Consider the following 17,467-nt stretch of genomic DNA (forward strand, 5'->3'; position numbering starts at 1 on the left):
ACTCAACTGTGCGGAGGTGGGACGACGAAATCGAATTCTAACGAATTACCGATTTCTGTCCCACTCTCTTTTCTTATTTATTCACGTTTTCCCATTTCCAGTTTTGAACTTCTGGAATGTCATCTCCGTTTTCACGGATGTAGTCATGGTGGAAGGCGATTGTTTCATCCATCTTCGTTGCAAATGCGCTTGCTGCATCTCCAAGAGCTGCATTAGCTGCATCTTGTGCCAAGTGGAAGCGATCCAACTCAGACATGACACGCATATCGAATGGTGTTGTGATATCTCCGTTTTCACGGTAACCATGCACACGCAAGTTGTGGTTGTGACGGTTGAAGAAGATGTCACGGATCATGCCTTCGTAACCATGGAAGGCAAAGATCACAGGTTTGTCAGCGGTGAAGACCTTGTCGAACTCTTCATCTGAAAGTCCACGCGCGTCGACTGATGGGTGACGCAATTTCAAGATGTCTACAACGTTAACAAAGCGGATCTTCAATTCTGGGAAGGCTTTGTGAAGAATCGTTACGGCTGCAAGTGCCTCTAAGTTTGGCTCTGTACCTGCTGCTGCAATGACTAGATCTGGCTCTTCATCTGCTGAAACAGTTGATGCCCAATCGATCACCTTGTATCCTTCACGAACCAATTCTTCAGCTTCAGCTGCTGAGTAGAATTGAGGACGTGGGTGTTTAGAAGAAACGATCAAGTTGATCACATCTTCTCCCTTGAAGGCTTGGTCCATCACTGCAAGCAAGCTATTGGTATCTGCTGGCAAGTACTCACGGATATATTCAGGAGTTTTCTCAGCCAAGTGAGTCAAAATACCTGGATCTTGGTGAGTGTAGCCATTGTGGTCTTGTTGGAAAACAGTTGAAGTTGCAATCAAGTTCAAGGCTGGGTAGTTTTTACGCCATGTTGTATGTGTCTTAGACTTACGCAACCATTTGAAGTGTTGAGTGATCATAGAATCTACAACACGAAGGAAGGATTCGTAAGAAGCGAAGAATCCATGACGACCTGTCAAGACATATCCTTCCAGCATTCCTTCTGCTTGGTGCTCTGACAATTGAGAGTCAATGACACGACCAGCAGGGCTCAAGGCTTCATCGTAGTCAGGTTTCATACGTCCTAACCATTGACGGCTTGTACGTGTGAAAACTTCTTGAAGACGGTTTGATTTGGTTTCGTCTGGACCAAAGATACGGAAGTTATCTGGGTTCGCATCCACCAAGTCTGCCGCATACTTACCAAATTCGATCATGTCTTGAGCCATGATTTCACCTGGTGTGTTGAATTGAAGGGCATGTTTCTTCCAATCAGCTGTGTTCATTGGTTTGATGACACCTGCGTTTGTGATTGGGTTCATAGCCATTCGACGGTCACCTTTTGGTGCGATTTCAGCAATTTCAGGAATTAATTTACCAGTTTCGTCAAACAACTCAGCTGGACGGTAAGATTCCAACCATGAAAGAAGGGCATCCACATGCTCCATGTGGTGAGCATCTACTGGGATTGGAACTTGGTGAGCACGGAAGCCACCCTCGATTGGTGTTCCTTCCCAAGCTTTTGGTCCAGTCCAACCTTTAGGAATACGAGCAATCAAGACAGGATATACTGGTTGAGTTGCTTCTTCAGCAGAACCTTTACGAGCTTCTGCTTGGACTTTCTTGATTTCTTCAATTGCTTCGTCCAATTTTTCAGCGAACAAAGCGTGTGCAGCTTCGTGGTCATCAGAAATAGCGGTTACGTTTGCAAAGATTGGTTTCCAACCAAGACCTTCAAAGAAGAGGGCCAATTCTTCGTCTGTTTTGCGTTCGAAAATCGTTGGGTTGTGGATCTTTCCTCCGTTGAGGTAGAAGATTGGAAGAACAGCTCCATCATTGACTGGGTTCAAGAAGGTATTTGACAACCATCCTGCCATCAATGGACCCGTTTCTCCTTCACCGTCACCGATCACTGTGGCAGCAATCACATCTGGATTATCCAATACAGCACCTGCAGCGTGAGAAAGGGCATAACCAAGTTCTCCCCCTTCATGGATAGATCCTGGTGTTTCAGGCGCCGCGTGAGAGGCGATCCCTCCTGGGAATGAGAAGATCTTACACAAGTGTTTGAAACCTTCTTCGTTTTGAGGGATAGTTGGATTCAATTCAGTATATGAACCATCTAAGTAAGAGTTCGATACCATTACTTGTCCACCGTGACCTGGTCCTTCAATGTAGAACATATCCAAGTCGTATTTGTTGATGGCACGGTTCAAGTGAGCATAGATAAAGTTTTGCCCTGGTACAGTTCCCCAGTGTCCGATTGGGTGAGCCTTCAAGTCATTTTCAACGACTTCGCGCTTCAACAATGGGTTATCTTTCAAGTACATTTGAGCAGCTGAAATGTAGTTGGCTGCACGCCACCAAGCGTCTACTTTATCCAAGTAAGCTTTGCTGTTATAATCGACAGTCATCTTGTCTCCTCACAATTTCTAGACAGGTCTGTTGAACAACCTGTTCGTTTGATCAATAGTTTAAACAATCTGTTTTCACGACAAACAGATGATATTGAAGAAAATATTCAATATTACTTCTATTCTATCAAGAATTTCCCTTTTTGTACATCAGAAAGTAAGAAAAATATTCTTTGAACGTCAAATTTTAATTTCCCACTAAAGTGGTTCCATTCCCTACAGGGATAGGTTTTAAAAAAAGACTTTGCTGATTTTTGCAAACGAGCAAAGTCCCAAATGAAATGGAGTAGGTTAAATGACTTTTTGACCTTTCTTGTAGACATCTGTCACGAGATTTGTCGCAAAGAAATAGAAGAGATAATCTAGATTTGGTGCATCAAAGATGGTAATGTCAGCCTGTTTGCCAACATCGAAAGAGCCGATTGTTTTAGCACGATCAACTGAATAGGCCGCATTGATGGTCACCGCATTGAGAATTTCTACTGGAGTTAGGCGCATCATGAAGCAACCCAGATGCATGGCAAACTGGAGATTGGCTGTCGGACAAGACCCTGGGTTGCTGTCCGTTGTTAGGGTGATGGCCATGCCAGCGTCCAACATCTTACGAGCCGGTGCATAGGTATCTTCCATGAGGCTGAAGGTTGTAGCTGGCAATAGATTGCCAATCACTTTTGCTGCAGCTAGTTTTTGAATGCCTTCATCCGTAATCACCATCAAGTGTTCTGCGCTTGTAGATTCCAATTCAGCCGCCACATCAACACCACCAATGGACTCGATCTCATCGGCATGGATCCGTAGCTTGAAGCCCATCTCCTTAGCTTTAGAAAGAAGATAGCGAGATTCATCTGCTGTAAAGACACCTTTTTCACAGAAGATATCACAGAACTCAGCTAGCTTTTCTTCCTTCACTTTTGGAAGCATTTGTTCCACAATGAGATCTAAATATTCTTGGGAACGGCCCTTGTACTCTGTTGGGATCGCATGGGCTGCCATAAAGGTTGATACCAGATCAATTTCATGGTCACGATCCAAGGCAGCTACTACATCTAGTTGGCGTTTTTCAGTTTCCCAATCCAAACCATAGCCACTCTTGGCTTCGACAGTAGTCACCCCATGACGCAACATGTAATCCAACAGTCGTTTGGACTTGTCATAGAGATTTTCAAAAGAAGCTTCCCGTGTCGCCCGAACCGTGCTCAGAATTCCACCGCCTTGAGCGAGGATGTCTAAGTAAGAAACACCCGCTAACTTTTTCGCAAATTCATGTTCACGACTGCCTCCATAGACCAAGTGAGTGTGGCAGTCAATTAAACCAGGAGTCGCAACTTTTCCTTCACAGGATTTGACTTCCGTATGGTCATCGATCAGTTCTGGATCTGGTTGACCTGTCCCAACTGCAAGAATCTTTCCATCTTTAATGGCGATATAAGCATCGGAAAGAATTGTTGCCTCTGCCATCTCCTTGCCATAGAGAGGATGGCCTAGATCATTCGGACAAAACAATTGGTTAAAGTGGGTTAATAGGATATCAGCAGACATATGAAACATTCCTTTCTATTTCCATTGTTATTCATTTTACAATTCTACAGGAAAAGCGTCAAAAAAAAGTCAAAAAGTTTTTCCCTCATTTTTTTTTGCTTTATTAAAAATTATATTTTTTTTTGACTCTTTATTGACGTTTCTTCGATACAATAAAGAAAATATAAATTCACAGTCCAACTATAAGGAGGGTTCTGCTATGTCATTTATAGACGAGAAAGAAATTGCAGCTGCTATGTCTGTCAAACTTGACTTTGATGTCCTACCTGAAAAGGCGACTTTTCAAGAAGGCATCCGTCGTGCACCTGATAGAGGCTTCCGCTTAACGCAAGCTCAGACTGAAATTGCCCTTAAAAATGCTTTGCGTTACATTCCTAAAAAATTCCACCAAGAGTTGATCCCAGAATTTCTGGAAGAACTGAGAACTCGCGGTCGGATCTATGGCTATCGCTTCCGTCCAAAAGATCGGATCTACGGAAAACCAATCGATGAGTACAAAGGAAAATGCACTGCTGCTAAGGCTATGCAGGTCATGATCGACAACAACTTGAGCTTTGAAATTGCCCTTTATCCATATGAATTGGTCACTTATGGGGAAACAGGATCTGTCTGCGCCAACTGGATGCAGTACAACTTGATCAAGAAATACTTGGAAGTCATGACAGAAGACCAAACCTTGGTGGTTGAATCTGGTCACCCTCTAGGCCTCTTCAAATCGAAACCAGAAGCTCCTCGTGTCGTCATTACTAACGGTCTCTTGATTGGTGAATATGACAATATGCGCGACTGGGAAATCGCTGAAGAAATGGGAGTAACCAACTACGGTCAGATGACGGCTGGTGGCTGGATGTACATCGGTCCTCAAGGGATCGTTCACGGTACTTTCAACACCCTTCTCAATGCTGGTCGTCTTAAACTCGGTGTGCCTGATGACGGCGACTTGACCGGTAAACTCTTTATTTCATCTGGTCTCGGTGGAATGAGCGGAGCTCAAGGGAAAGCAGCTGAAATCGCAAAAGCGGTTGCCATCGTTGCAGAAGTGGACCGCTCTCGGATCGAAACCCGTCACTCTCAAGGCTGGATTAGCAAAGTGACAGATAGTGCCGAAGAAGCTGTGAAATTGGCTCAAGCAGCCCTTGAAGCTGGTGAATCCACTTCGATTGCCTACCATGGTAATATCGTAGATTTGCTCGAATATGTCAATGAACACCAAGTTCACGTTCATCTCTTGTCTGACCAAACCTCTTGCCACAACGTCTATGATGGTGGCTATTGCCCAGTTGGCATCAGCTTTGAAGAGCGTACACGTTTGCTGGCAGAAGACAAAGAAACCTTCCGCCGTTTGGTTGATGAAACCTTGGCTCGTCACTTTGCAGTGATCAAAGCCTTGACGGCTAAAGGTACTTACTTCTTCGACTACGGTAATGCCTTCATGAAATCTGTTTACGACTCAGGCATCAAGGAAATTTCTAAGAATGGCTTGGATGACAAGGATGGCTTCATTTGGCCATCTTATGTAGAAGATATCATGGGACCTATGCTCTTTGACTATGGTTATGGTCCATTCCGTTGGGTCTGCCTCAGCGGTAAACATGAAGACTTGATTGCAACTGACCATGCAGCCATGGAAGCGATCGATCCAACTCGTCGCTACCAAGACCGCGACAACTACAACTGGATTCGCGATGCGGAAAAGAACCAACTAGTCGTTGGTACACAAGCACGTATCCTCTATCAAGATTGCATGGGCCGTGTCAACATTGCTTTGAAATTCAATGAACTCATTCGCCAAGGCAAGATCGGACCTGTCATGATTGGACGTGACCACCATGACGTATCTGGTACAGATGCTCCATTCCGTGAAACCTCCAATATCAAAGATGGTTCGAACGTTACTTGCGATATGGCGGTTCAATGTTACGCTGGTAACGCTGCTCGCGGTATGAGTCTCGTCGCTCTCCACAACGGTGGTGGTACTGGTATCGGTAAAGCCATCAACGGTGGATTTGGTCTCGTCCTAGACGGTAGCCACCGGATCGACGAAATCATCAAATCTGCGATTGCATGGGATACCATGGGTGGGGTTGCTCGTCGGAACTGGGCACGGAATAACCATGCCATTGAAACAGCGATCGAGTACAACCGTCTCCATGCAGGAACAGACCACATCACCATTCCTTATCTGGCAGATGAAGATTTGGTCAAAGAAGCCGTTCAAAAATTGTTTTAACATCAAAAAATAAAAACTGAGAAAGGGGAGGAAATGCAAAGACTTCTCCTCCCCAACTTCTCCTATAAAAAGAGGTAATCATATGGCAAAAATTGTTGAGTGTATTCCAAACTTCTCTGAAGGACGCAATCAAGCTGTGATCGACGGATTAGCAGCTACAGCAAAAAGTATTCCAGGTGTCACTTTACTAGACTACTCGTCTGATGCCAGTCACAACCGTAGCGTCTTTACACTCGTTGGGGATGAAGAAAGCATTCAAGAAGTGGCTTTCCAATTGGTGAAATACGCTTCTGAAAACATTGATATGACCAAGCACGAAGGTGAACACCCTCGTATGGGGGCAACAGACGTTTGTCCATTCGTTCCGGTTAAAGATATCACTACAGCTGAATGCGTTGAGATCGCTAACAAAGTGGCCGAACGCATCAATCGTGAATTAGGTATTCCAATCTTCCTTTACGAAGATGCTGCAACTCGCCCAGAACGGAAGAACTTGGCCAAAGTGCGTAAAGGACAATTTGAAGGAATGCCAGAAAAATTGTTGGAAGAAGACTGGAAGCCAGACTACGGTGAACGCAAGATTCACCCAACTGCAGGGGTTACAGCCGTTGGTGTCCGTATGCCACTCGTTGCGTTCAATATTAACCTTGACACAGACGACCTAGATATTGCCAATAAAATTTCTAAAATCATTCGTGGATCAAGCGGTGGATACAAATACTGTAAAGCGATCGGCGTCATGCTAGAAGATCGCAACATCGCCCAAGTCTCCATCAACATGGTCAACTTGGAACAATTCCCATTGTATCGTGTCGTTGAAACCGTTCGTTTCGAAGCGCAACGCTATGGTGTTCGCATCATCGGAACAGAACTCATTGGACTGGCTCCTGCTAAGGCTTTGATCGACTCTGCTGAATACTACTTACAATTAGAAGACTTTGACTACAGCAAACAAGTCTTGGAAAATCACTTGTTGGGTTAGAAAGGGAGTTCTATGAAACTAGTTGACTTAAGTATTACGGAGTTTGCCAAGGTCCTTGGTTCGGATGCTCCAGCTCCAGGTGGTGGTTCTGCTGCTGCCCTATCCGCTGCAAATGGGATTTCCCTTACAAAAATGGTCTGTGAACTGACCATTGGAAAGAAAAAATACGCAGAATTTGAAGACCACATCAAAGGGGTTCATGAAAAAAGCGCTCACCTCCAAGACCAATTACTAGAAGCCATCGACAAGGATACAGAAGCTTTCAACGTCGTATCAGCTGTCTTTGATCTTCCAAAAGAAACGGAAGAAGAGAAAGCCGCTCGTCGTGAAGCCATGCAAAAAGCTTTGAAACATGCGACAGTATCTCCTTTCTCTATGATGGAGCTCATCGTTGAGGCGCTTGAAACCACCAAAGAAGCTGTTGGCAAGTCCAACACCAATGCGGCGAGTGACCTAGGGGTGGCTGCTCTGAATCTCAAAGCTGGCCTTCAAGGGGCTTGGCTCAATGTCTTGATCAACATTGCAGGAATCAAGGACCAAGACTTCGTCCAAGAATACCACGGCAAGGGACTCAAACTTCTCCAAACCGGTTCTGATCTTGCAGATAACATTTACCAAACCATTTTAGAAAGTCTATCTTAAACCTAGCAAATAAAAATAAAGAAAGAAGGGATTCTATGGTTTTATCGGATATTGAAATTGCCAATTCTGTCCAAATGAAGCCCATCACCGATATCGCTGCTGAACTTGGATTGACCGAAGACGATATTTCGCTCTACGGAAAATACAAGGCAAAAATTGATAGCAACCAACTGGAACAACTCAAGGATAAGGAAGATGGAAAGCTGATCCTCGTGACAGCCATCTCTCCGACACCTGCTGGAGAAGGAAAGACAACCACCTCTGTTGGCTTGGTCGATGCTCTTTCAGCTATTGGTGAAAAAGCCGTCATTGCCCTGCGCGAACCGTCTCTTGGCCCTGTTTTTGGGATCAAGGGTGGAGCTGCCGGTGGCGGGTACGCCCAAGTGGTTCCAATGGAAGATATCAACCTTCACTTTACCGGAGACTTCCATGCCATTGGGATTGCCAACAACCTCCTTGCAGCCTTGATTGACAACCATATCCATCACGGCAATGAGTTGGGCATCGATTCTCGTCGCATCACCTGGAAACGGGTGGTCGATATGAACGACCGTCAACTCCGTCATATTGTCGATGGCCTTCAAGGAAAAACAAACGGAGTTCCTCGTGAAGATGGCTTTGACATCACCGTGGCTTCTGAAATCATGGCCATTCTCTGTCTCTCAGAAAATATCCTTGATCTCAAAGAACGTCTTGATCGCATCATTATTGGGTACAACTACCAAGGACAACCGGTCACAGCCAAAGACCTCAAGGCTGGAGGGGCCATGGCAGCTGTCCTCAAAGATGCCATCCATCCAAACTTGGTGCAAACCTTGGAGCATACTCCTGCCATCATCCACGGCGGACCATTTGCCAATATCGCCCATGGCTGCAACAGTGTGCTGGCTACTAAACTAGCCCTCAAATATGCAGACTATGTCGTGACAGAAGCTGGCTTCGGAGCAGACCTCGGTGCTGAAAAATTCATCGATATCAAGTGCCGTATGGCCGGGCTCAAACCTGCTGCCGTTGTCCTCGTCGCAACCATCCGTGCTCTCAAGATGCATGGTGGAGTTGCCAAGGCAGACTTGGCAACTGAAAATGTCCAAGCCGTTATCGATGGTCTACCAAATCTAGACAAACACTTGGCCAACATCCAAGAAGTCTATGGTCTACCTGTGGTCGTTGCCATCAACAAATTCCCACTGGATACTGAGGCAGAGCTAGAAGCTGTCTATGAATCTTGTAAGAAACGCAATGTAGATGTGGTCATCTCAGATGTCTGGGCAAAAGGTGGAGCTGGTGGTCGTGACTTGGCTGAAAAAGTCATTCAACTGGCTCAAGAAGAAAACCACTTCTCTTATGTCTATGACGAAGAAGACAGCATTGAAACAAAATTGACCAAGATCGTCACAAAAGTCTATGGTGGTAAAGGCATCAGCTTAACACCAGCGGCCAAACGCGAACTGAAAGAATTAGAAGCTCTGGGCTTCTCAAACTACCCAATCTGTATGGCCAAAACCCAATATTCCTTCTCAGACGATGCGAAGAAAATGGGAGCACCAAAAGATTTCACAGTTAAAATCAGTAACCTTAAGGTGGCTGCCGGAGCTGGCTTCATCGTAGCTCTCACGGGTACCATTATGACCATGCCTGGCCTACCTAAAGTTCCTGCCAGTGAAAAGATTGATATCGATGCCCACGGCAATATCACTGGTCTCTTTTAAGAAAGAAGGCGTCCTATGGTGACTCTCCTTCATCTTACCCCCGCAGATTATCAAATTTCTACCTGGTCCGGTGGCCAAACCACCCAACTCTTTCTCTCCCCAGAGGGAGGAAGCTATCCAGATCGGACCTTTGACTTCCGCCTCTCTACTGCAACGGTAGAGGTTGAAAAAAGTAACTTTACCGATCTCACGGGCTACCACCGAATCTTGATGCCCTTGAATGCCTCCATTAGGCTCACCCATCACCATAAAGAAGTGGTTTTGAACCCCTTTCAAAGCTACTTCTTTGATGGGGGAGATCCTGTATCTAGCCAAGGGACTTGTCAAGACTTTAATTTGATTTACAAACCTTCTTATCAGGGGCATATGAGTGCTATATCCCCAAAAGAGAGTGTCAAAAGTCAGAGTCGCTATCAATTGATCTACGCTCTCTGTCCATTAACACTCGAATGGGAAACCAATCATTCTCAAACCCTCCAAACTCACGAGCTCCTGGTGATCGAACAAGCATCTCCTCTTCAAGAGATGACAATCACGTTTTTACCCCATCAGTCTGGGGAGCAACCGATTGCTATCTGGACTGGACTACAATAATGTTCACAAAGGAGAAACATTATGAACGGAGCACATAAACAGTCGATTGAGGAACAAGAAAAAGCGAAATTCAGCTTTAGCGGTGCCACTCTTTACGGTATCAATGCCGTCATCGGATCTGGTATCTTCCTCCTCCCTCAAAAAATTTATTCTGGCCTCGGACCAGCTTCTCTAGCTGTCATGTTCGGGGTTGCCATTCTCGTCATGCTACTATCAGCCTGTCTGGCTGAAACAGCTGGCTACTTCGACAAAAACGGTGGAGCCATGCAATACTCAAAAGCCGCTTTCGGAGACTTCGTTGGCTTTAACGTTGGGATTCTCGGTTGGGCCGTTACTGTTATCGCTTGGGCTGCCATGTTAGCCGGCTTTGCTAAGATCTTCATCATCACCTTCCCAGCATTTGAAGGCTACAACCTTCCGATCAGTATCGGTATGCTGATTCTCTTGAGTCTGATGAACATTGCTGGTCTGAAAACCTCTAAGATGTTTACTCTGACAGCTACTGTTGCAAAATTAATTCCAATTGTCCTCTTCTCACTCTTTGCCATCTTCTTCATTTCCGGTGGGGTGAGCAAGGGCAACTTCACACCTTTCCTTCAATTGGAAAGTGGAACAAGTCTCTTCAGTTCTATTTCTAGTACAGCCGTCTACATCTTCTACGGTTTCATCGGATTTGAAACCATGTCTATCGTTGCAGGGGAAATGCGCAACCCTGAAAAGAACGTTCCCCGCGCTATTCTAGGTTCTATCAGTATTGTATCTGTTCTCTACATGTTGATCATCGCAGGAACAATCGCCATGCTTGGTGGTCGCATTATGCAAACCGGTGCACCAGTACAAGACGCATTTGTCGAAATGATTGGCCCTATCGGAGCTCCCCTCGTTTCTTACGGAGCCCTCATTTCAATCGCTGGATTAAACATTGGTGAATCCATCATGGTCCCTCGTTTCGGTGCCGCATTAGCAACTGAAAAACTCTTACCAGAAGGGCTTGGAAAAACAAACTCTAAGAATGCCCCTGTCATTGCCATTATCATCTCTGGTATCTTCGCTTTCTTACTCTTGTTATCTGGCTCTTTCGAATCATTAGCAACCTTCAGTGTTGTCTTCCGTTTCTTCCAATACATTCCAACTGCTTTGGCAGCCATCAAACTCAGAAAAATGTACCCAGACAAAAAGGTTACCTTCCGAGTTCCATTTGGTCCTGTTATCCCAGTTCTAGCTGTTGTCATCAGTATCTTGATGATTGCAGGGGACAACCTAATGAACTTTGTTTGGGGTGCCATCGGTCTAGTGATCGCAAGTGGACTCTACTTTGTTTTCCACGGTGATAAACTACACAAATCTAAAGCCCTTCCTCACTAATTTTCTTTACACAGTAGATGGGAACAGAGACGGGAGCGAAGCTCGGTTTTGCTCCCTAACCCATCTAGGACTCCACGAATGTCAAACCTGAGCCCTTTTCTCTATGACTCTTTTCAATTTTTTAGATCAATAGACAATGGGCCCATGTTTGGTATTCAAACCGAAGTAAACAACACTACTTCCACAGAACAACTATTCATAATCGGAGGTTTTATATGACTCAATTGATTCATTTAGATGGTAATAGCTTAACACTCGAAGAAGTCATCGCTGTAGCTCGGCACGGTGCCCAATGTGAGCTTGATGAACAAGCCAAAGAAGCCGTTATCGCATCCCGTAAAATCGTTGATGACATTGTCCGGGAAAAACGAGTCGTCTATGGTGTAACCACTGGCTTTGGTTCCCTCTGTAATGTCAGCATCTCTCCAGAAGATACTGTTCAACTGCAAGAAAACCTGATTCGAACTCACTCATCTGGCTTCGGTGATCCACTTCCTGAAGATGCCGTTCGTGCCATCATGCTGATCCGTATTAACTCACTATTGAAAGGTTATTCTGGCATTCGTCTATCAACCGTTGAAAAACTGTTAGAATTGCTCAACAAAGGAGTCACTCCTTATATCCCTGAAAAAGGCTCTCTCGGAGCTTCTGGAGACTTAGCACCACTTGCTCATATGGTTTTACCAATGTTGGGTCTTGGACGCGCCTACTACAAAGGAGAACTTCTCAGTGGTCAAGAAGCCTTAGATCGTGCTGGAATTGAAAAGATCCAATTGGCTGCCAAAGAAGGGCTTGCCTTGATCAACGGTACAACCGTCCTAACGGGTATCGGTGCTCTTGCGACTTATGATGGTATCCAATTGCTCAAACTCTCTGATATCGCTGGTGCTCTCTCAATGGAAGTTCACAATGGAATTACCAGTCCATTCGAAGAAGACCTTCATTCCATCCGCCCACAAAGTGGACAATTGGCAACTGCTCGAAATATCCGTAACCTTCTTGAAGGAAGCAAGAATACCACTGTTGCGACTCAACAACGGGTACAAGATCCTTATACACTTCGCTGTATCCCTCAAATACATGGAGCCAGCAAGGATTCTATTGCTTACGTAAAAGAAAAAGTTGAAATCGAAATCAACTCTGTCACAGATAACCCAATCATTACCAAAGAAGGACACGTCATCTCAGGAGGTAACTTCCACGGTGAACCAATGGCGCAACCATTTGACTTCTTAGGCATTGCCCTTTCTGAAATTGGGAACGTATCTGAACGTCGGGTGGAACGCTTGGTCAACAGCCAACTCAGTAAATTACCATCCTTCTTGGTCAAACACCCTGGACTCAACTCAGGCTTCATGATTACCCAGTATGCTTGTGCATCCCTTGCATCGGAAAATAAAATTTTGGCTCACCCTGCTAGTGTCGATTCTATTCCATCTTGTGAAAACCAAGAAGATTTCGTCAGCATGGGAACGACTGCCGCTCGTAAAGCAGCAGAAATTCTTAAAAACTCACGTCGCATCGTTGCTACTGAAATCATGGCAGCCTGCCAAGCCTTAGATCTCAAACCAGAAAATCATGAACTTGGTAAAGGGACAAAACCAGCTTATGAGCTGATTCGTCAAAAACTGAACTTCATTGAATTTGACAAAGATATCGAAATCTTTGAAGAACTCAATAAAGCATCTGCTGTTGTCGAAAGCGAAGAATTCTTAGCAACCATCGAAAAAGCAGTTGACTTAAGCATTCAATACTGATACAGTAAGAATAAAGCAAAACAGAGGCTGGCGATCTTCTCAGCCTCTGCCTGCTTTCAGAAAAATAAGGGAGGCGACAAGCTTGCTCACAAACTACTATCCAATGACCTACAGCTACTACCAAGGTAGCATCGAGGACAATCCCTACACGGCCAAATGGGGAATGGTCACCAAATTTTTAGACCTAAACGACGAGACCCTCACTCCATTTGAGGGTATGACCTTTGGGATCATCGGCTTTAAGAGCGACAAAGGAGTCTATATCAATAATGGGCGTGTAGGAGCAGTCGAGGGTCCTACAGCCATCCGTTCTCAAATCGCTAAACTTCCATGGCACTGGGGAACCAATGTGACAGTGTATGATGTGGGAAATATTGACGGGCCCAACCATTCACTAGAAGAACTCCAAGAAAGTCTCTCACAAGCGATCCAGCGCATGTACCAATTAGGGATCCAACCTATTGTCCTAGGAGGCGGTCACGGAACTGCGTACGGCCACTATCTAGGGATTCAATCCAGTTTAGAAAAAGATGAACAACTGGCTGTGATCAATCTGGATGCCCACTTTGATTTGCGGCCATACGACCAAACCGGTCCCAATTCTGGAACAGGATTTCGTCAAATGGCTGATCATGCTAAAGAAAAAGGTCAGGACTTCCCTTACCTCATCCTTGGGATCCAAGAGCACAATAACAACCTCTTCCTCTTTAATTATGTCGCTAAAACACCAAGCATTGATTTCTTAACAGGGCAAGACCTCTTCCAGATGAGCCACCAAGCCATTCTGGATCGAATCGATCAATTTTTAGAAAACCAAACCGCGATCTATCTGTCTATTGATATGGATTGCTTTGCGGTCGGCTCTGCTCCTGGTGTTAGCGCCATCCAATCATTGGGTGTCGATCCCAAACTGGCCCTTCTGCTTCTCCAACACATTGCTGCTAGTGGTAAGCTAATCGGATTTGATGTCGTGGAAGTTTCTCCTCCTCATGACATTGACAACCATACTTCAAACCTTGCTGCGACCTTTATCTTTTACTTGACCCAAATATTGGCGCAACAAAAACTGAACTAAGAAGATTTCTACACACATAAAAAGCATAGAAACACCCATTGCTTGGGTATTTCTATGCTTTTTTCATTTTCGCCTGAAAGGAGGCATGGCCTCTTAGCCTTCTCTTATGATTTAGATAAGAGACACTACAGGTCTTTTAATTTCTTAAGAAACTGACGATCTCTGTATGGATTCAAGTGTTGCTCTGCCACCTTTTTGTAGTAATTTTTATCTTCTTTTAAGAAGGTGCTCAGGGCAGGAGCGAGCTCTATTCCTTTCTCCTTTTGATCAGATAAGTAAGCTAATAGATAATGAACCATCCCCTTATCCCGCGAATTGGCAGATGGATTCATCGTCCTTTCTTTTCGAGCCAGATAAGCCGCAACCTTCTCCTGATCCCCTTGCTGGCAGGCGATTAAGGATTGATAAAATTCGAGCAATTCTTCCTTCCAAGGGAAGCGAACACTGGATAAAATCTTCTGGGCTCTGTCAAAACAAAGGCGTGCTTGAACCAAATCTCCCTTCCAATAATAGGCGATGCCCAGATCAATATCAAATACGACACGGACAGAATCAACCGCTTGATCTCCCACCAAACGCAAGACCTCTTCTAAGTGGGTGACGGCTACTTGGAAATGCCCCCTAATTTGCTCTATTTCAGCGAGGTAGGCCAAAGAAGCCGCAATTTGAATGGCATACTTGGCCTGCATACTATTGGTCAAACTAAAGCAATCAATGGAGCGATACAGATGCCGGGTCGCCTGCTCCTCATCCCCAACCATTAGATGATACAAGCCTTTCAAGCGCAACTGGATCGCGATGATCTCATGATTGTTAGCTTGGATAGCATCTTCCAGAGCCAAATCTGTATAATAGGCCATCTCAGAAATATTTTCTGTTTGAATGCAATAATAAATGATTTGCCGATAACCCTCTAAAAGGAAGTCTGACTGTTTGAGTTCCCGCGCATAGGAGATGACTTTTTGGATATCATGAATCCCCTTTTGATACTCCCCACTTCGAATAAAATAGCGGCCTTCTAGGTACAAGTAACGCAGTTGTAAATGCTTGTATTCTCTATCTCTTTGGTGCCTTGAAAAGAGGTTATCTAATTCTTGGCGAATGCGGGATAGCTCTCCAAAAATGTCCAAATGGCTATTTGTACCATCTGATAGGAACCCCTCATCTACCTTGGAATAAATCGGAAACAGCTCATGCTCCAGCTGAAGGATTTCTTCTAAATAGGTCAACTCAAAAGATATGGAACGCAAAAGATTTTGGGATTGCTTGTATTGGTAGGCAATTTCCTTATAAAGAAGAAGGTCCGTTGAATCTTCTAAGCTTTCTTCCAATTTTTGCGCAATTTGTTGGTGGAAGAGCCGCCGTCTAGCTGGCGAAAGAAGATGGTAAAAGTACATGGCTACCAATTGCTTGCAAAATTGAACCAAGAGAGCCTCGCCTTCTTCTACGATTGAGACGATCGCTCTTTCAGATAAAGGCTCGATTAATTCTGTCAAAACAGGAAGCTCTGTAGCCGTCAATTCCGCCAAGATAGACAGAGAAATTGGCTTATGAAAACAAGATAGGTAGTGTAGAAGAGCCTCTTCCTCACTGCTCATATCCCCAAGCTCCTGAGAAAGATAGGCTTGAATGATATCAGGCAAGGGTTCTAAATTTTCATTTTCTTTCCACTCTTCGATATAGCTGGACAGCAAGAACGGACTGCCTTCACTCCATTCGACCATCTGCTCCATCACTGCCGGCTCTATTGCTCCCAGTTCCCCTTTCAAGAGAGCACGACTTTCACTTGGATCAAAATTGGTCAACTCTAGTTGAGACAACCGTTTCTCTACCTTCAAGCTCCCCAAGAAGTTGACGAAGGAAGCTGGCAGAGGCTCTTCCGCTGTAAAAATCAGTTGCCATTTCTCCTGGTTTCTTCTCTCCTCTAGTTGTTTCACTTTTTCTAGAGACACTGCATCGATCCACTGGGCATTTTCAAGCAGGATCAGGAGCGGTTTTTCTTTGCTAAGGCTCTGAAGCTGATTCCATACCGAAATAAGATCATCCTCCTCTTCCAGAAGGGAAATTCCCATCTCATCCCCCAGTTTCTCTAGCGCTTGTCTGAGATCATTCCAGGCGCTTCCTTCATAGCGCTGACTGGTAGCTTTTCCTTCCACCTTGATAAAGTTAAAACTGCGATTGGACATCAAGACCAACTGCCGCAAGAGACGTTTCTTACCTGTTCCAGATTGCCCCATCACCAGAAAAGGACCTACCGCTTCACCCGTCTCGACTAAGGAAAGGTATTCCTCGAGTTGCGAGAGTTCTTGTTTCCGACCAAAAAAGGAAAGTTCACGGATATTCAAGCGATTGGTCAGTTTATGAGTTCGTTTGGCTTCCAAAACGGAGTGATAAAGTTCCTCAATCGCTCGACTGGGACGCACACTGAGCTCGCGATCCAATAAATCGACTAGCTTATAATAGGTCTCGAAAAATTTTCCTAGCTGGTGGTGGAAGCTATAATACTCCATCAAGAGCTGGTAGTTTTTCTCTTCATATTCATCCAATTCTACCAAATGATGGAGCAAGAGTTCTATACTAGGGTCTCCGAAACCGACCTTTTCAATTTTTTGATAGCAGCTTTCGACATAAAGCTTCCTATAAGCATCTCGTTTGCGAGAAGCCCACTGGTCAAAGTCTTCATCATCCTTGACATAGAAGCCCTCTAGAAAGTCTCCCCGATAAAGATCCAAGGCACTTAGTGGATCTCTTTCAAAGAGCTGAACATCCAGCGAAAGATTCAAGTCAGGATTAAGGGCCAAACTGCTCCGACTTGGAGAGACAATGATATCTCCTTCAAAGATTTTATTGGCTTGGTAAACCGTATTCCGTAAGTTTTTGCGAGCTACTTGGTTTTCCTTATCTCCCCAAAGGATACCGGCTATTTCATCACGGTTAACTTGGCCCATGACCGCCAAGTAATAAAGCAAGGCCTCCATCTTCGAGAAAGAAAAGCGAATATCTTTCTGATTGAAAACAACCTTAGGGGGTCCAAATAACTTTAACGTGAGATCTTTCTTCATTGCAAGCGCCTCCAAAATCGTCTTAGTTATACTATAAAAAAAAAGTTGGTTTTT

Annotated in this window: 11 protein-coding genes; 8 read left to right on the forward strand and 3 right to left on the reverse strand. The window is 44.7% G+C overall.

From position 1 onward, the window contains the following. Positions 1-73 precede the first annotated feature (73 nt). Positions 74-2,458: a phosphoketolase family protein gene (locus H7T92_RS05590; protein WP_201037285.1), complete on the reverse strand. Its 2,385-nt coding sequence runs from the start codon at positions 2,456-2,458 to the stop codon at positions 74-76. Between the two features lie 291 nt (positions 2,459-2,749). Then, the gene (hutI, locus tag H7T92_RS05595) at positions 2,750-3,997 is read right to left on the reverse strand and encodes an imidazolonepropionase (protein ID WP_021153803.1); all 1,248 of its coding nucleotides are present in this window, start codon (positions 3,995-3,997) and stop codon (positions 2,750-2,752) included. Between the two features lie 199 nt (positions 3,998-4,196). On the opposite strand from hutI, the gene H7T92_RS05600 reads away from it, so the two are divergent. The 8 genes from H7T92_RS05600 to hutG all read left to right on the forward strand — a co-directional run bounded on the left by H7T92_RS05600 (position 4,197) and on the right by hutG (position 14,351). After that, on the forward strand, positions 4,197-6,227 hold the full coding sequence (locus tag H7T92_RS05600; RefSeq protein WP_201037286.1) for a urocanate hydratase: 2,031 nt from the start codon (positions 4,197-4,199) through the stop codon (positions 6,225-6,227). A gap of 82 nt (positions 6,228-6,309) precedes the next feature. Continuing rightward, entirely contained in the window at positions 6,310-7,209 is a 900-nt protein-coding gene (ftcD, locus tag H7T92_RS05605) for a glutamate formimidoyltransferase (RefSeq protein ID WP_049523350.1), read from the forward strand. 12 nt (positions 7,210-7,221) lie between these two features. Continuing rightward, positions 7,222-7,851, forward strand: a complete 630-nt coding sequence (locus H7T92_RS05610) for a cyclodeaminase/cyclohydrolase family protein (RefSeq protein WP_201037287.1) — start codon at positions 7,222-7,224, stop codon at positions 7,849-7,851. A 35-nt stretch (positions 7,852-7,886) separates the two neighbouring features. Continuing rightward, positions 7,887-9,560: a formate--tetrahydrofolate ligase gene (locus H7T92_RS05615; protein ID WP_003008645.1), complete on the forward strand. Its 1,674-nt coding sequence runs from the start codon at positions 7,887-7,889 to the stop codon at positions 9,558-9,560. A gap of 15 nt (positions 9,561-9,575) precedes the next feature. Continuing rightward, positions 9,576-10,154 carry a HutD/Ves family protein gene (locus H7T92_RS05620; RefSeq protein ID WP_201037288.1) on the forward strand — a complete coding sequence of 193 codons (579 nt, stop codon included), beginning with the start codon at positions 9,576-9,578 and terminating at the stop codon, positions 10,152-10,154. Between the two features lie 21 nt (positions 10,155-10,175). Beyond that, on the forward strand, positions 10,176-11,519 hold the full coding sequence (locus H7T92_RS05625) for an APC family permease (protein ID WP_049474092.1): 1,344 nt from the start codon (positions 10,176-10,178) through the stop codon (positions 11,517-11,519). Positions 11,520-11,734: 215 nt separating this feature from the next. After that, entirely contained in the window at positions 11,735-13,276 is a 1,542-nt protein-coding gene (gene hutH / locus H7T92_RS05630) for a histidine ammonia-lyase (RefSeq protein WP_003008651.1), read from the forward strand. 82 nt (positions 13,277-13,358) lie between these two features. Then, positions 13,359-14,351, forward strand: coding sequence for a formimidoylglutamase (hutG, locus tag H7T92_RS05635; protein WP_024054987.1), 993 nt, complete (start codon positions 13,359-13,361; stop codon positions 14,349-14,351). A 125-nt stretch (positions 14,352-14,476) separates the two neighbouring features. On the opposite strand, the gene H7T92_RS05640 is transcribed toward hutG, so the two are convergent. Then, positions 14,477-17,413, reverse strand: coding sequence for an AAA family ATPase (locus tag H7T92_RS05640; protein WP_201037289.1), 2,937 nt, complete (start codon positions 17,411-17,413; stop codon positions 14,477-14,479). Positions 17,414-17,467: the final 54 nt, after the last annotated feature.

It is taken from the genome of Streptococcus parasanguinis (assembly GCF_016648855.1).
GTDB lineage: Bacteria > Bacillota > Bacilli > Lactobacillales > Streptococcaceae > Streptococcus > Streptococcus parasanguinis_L.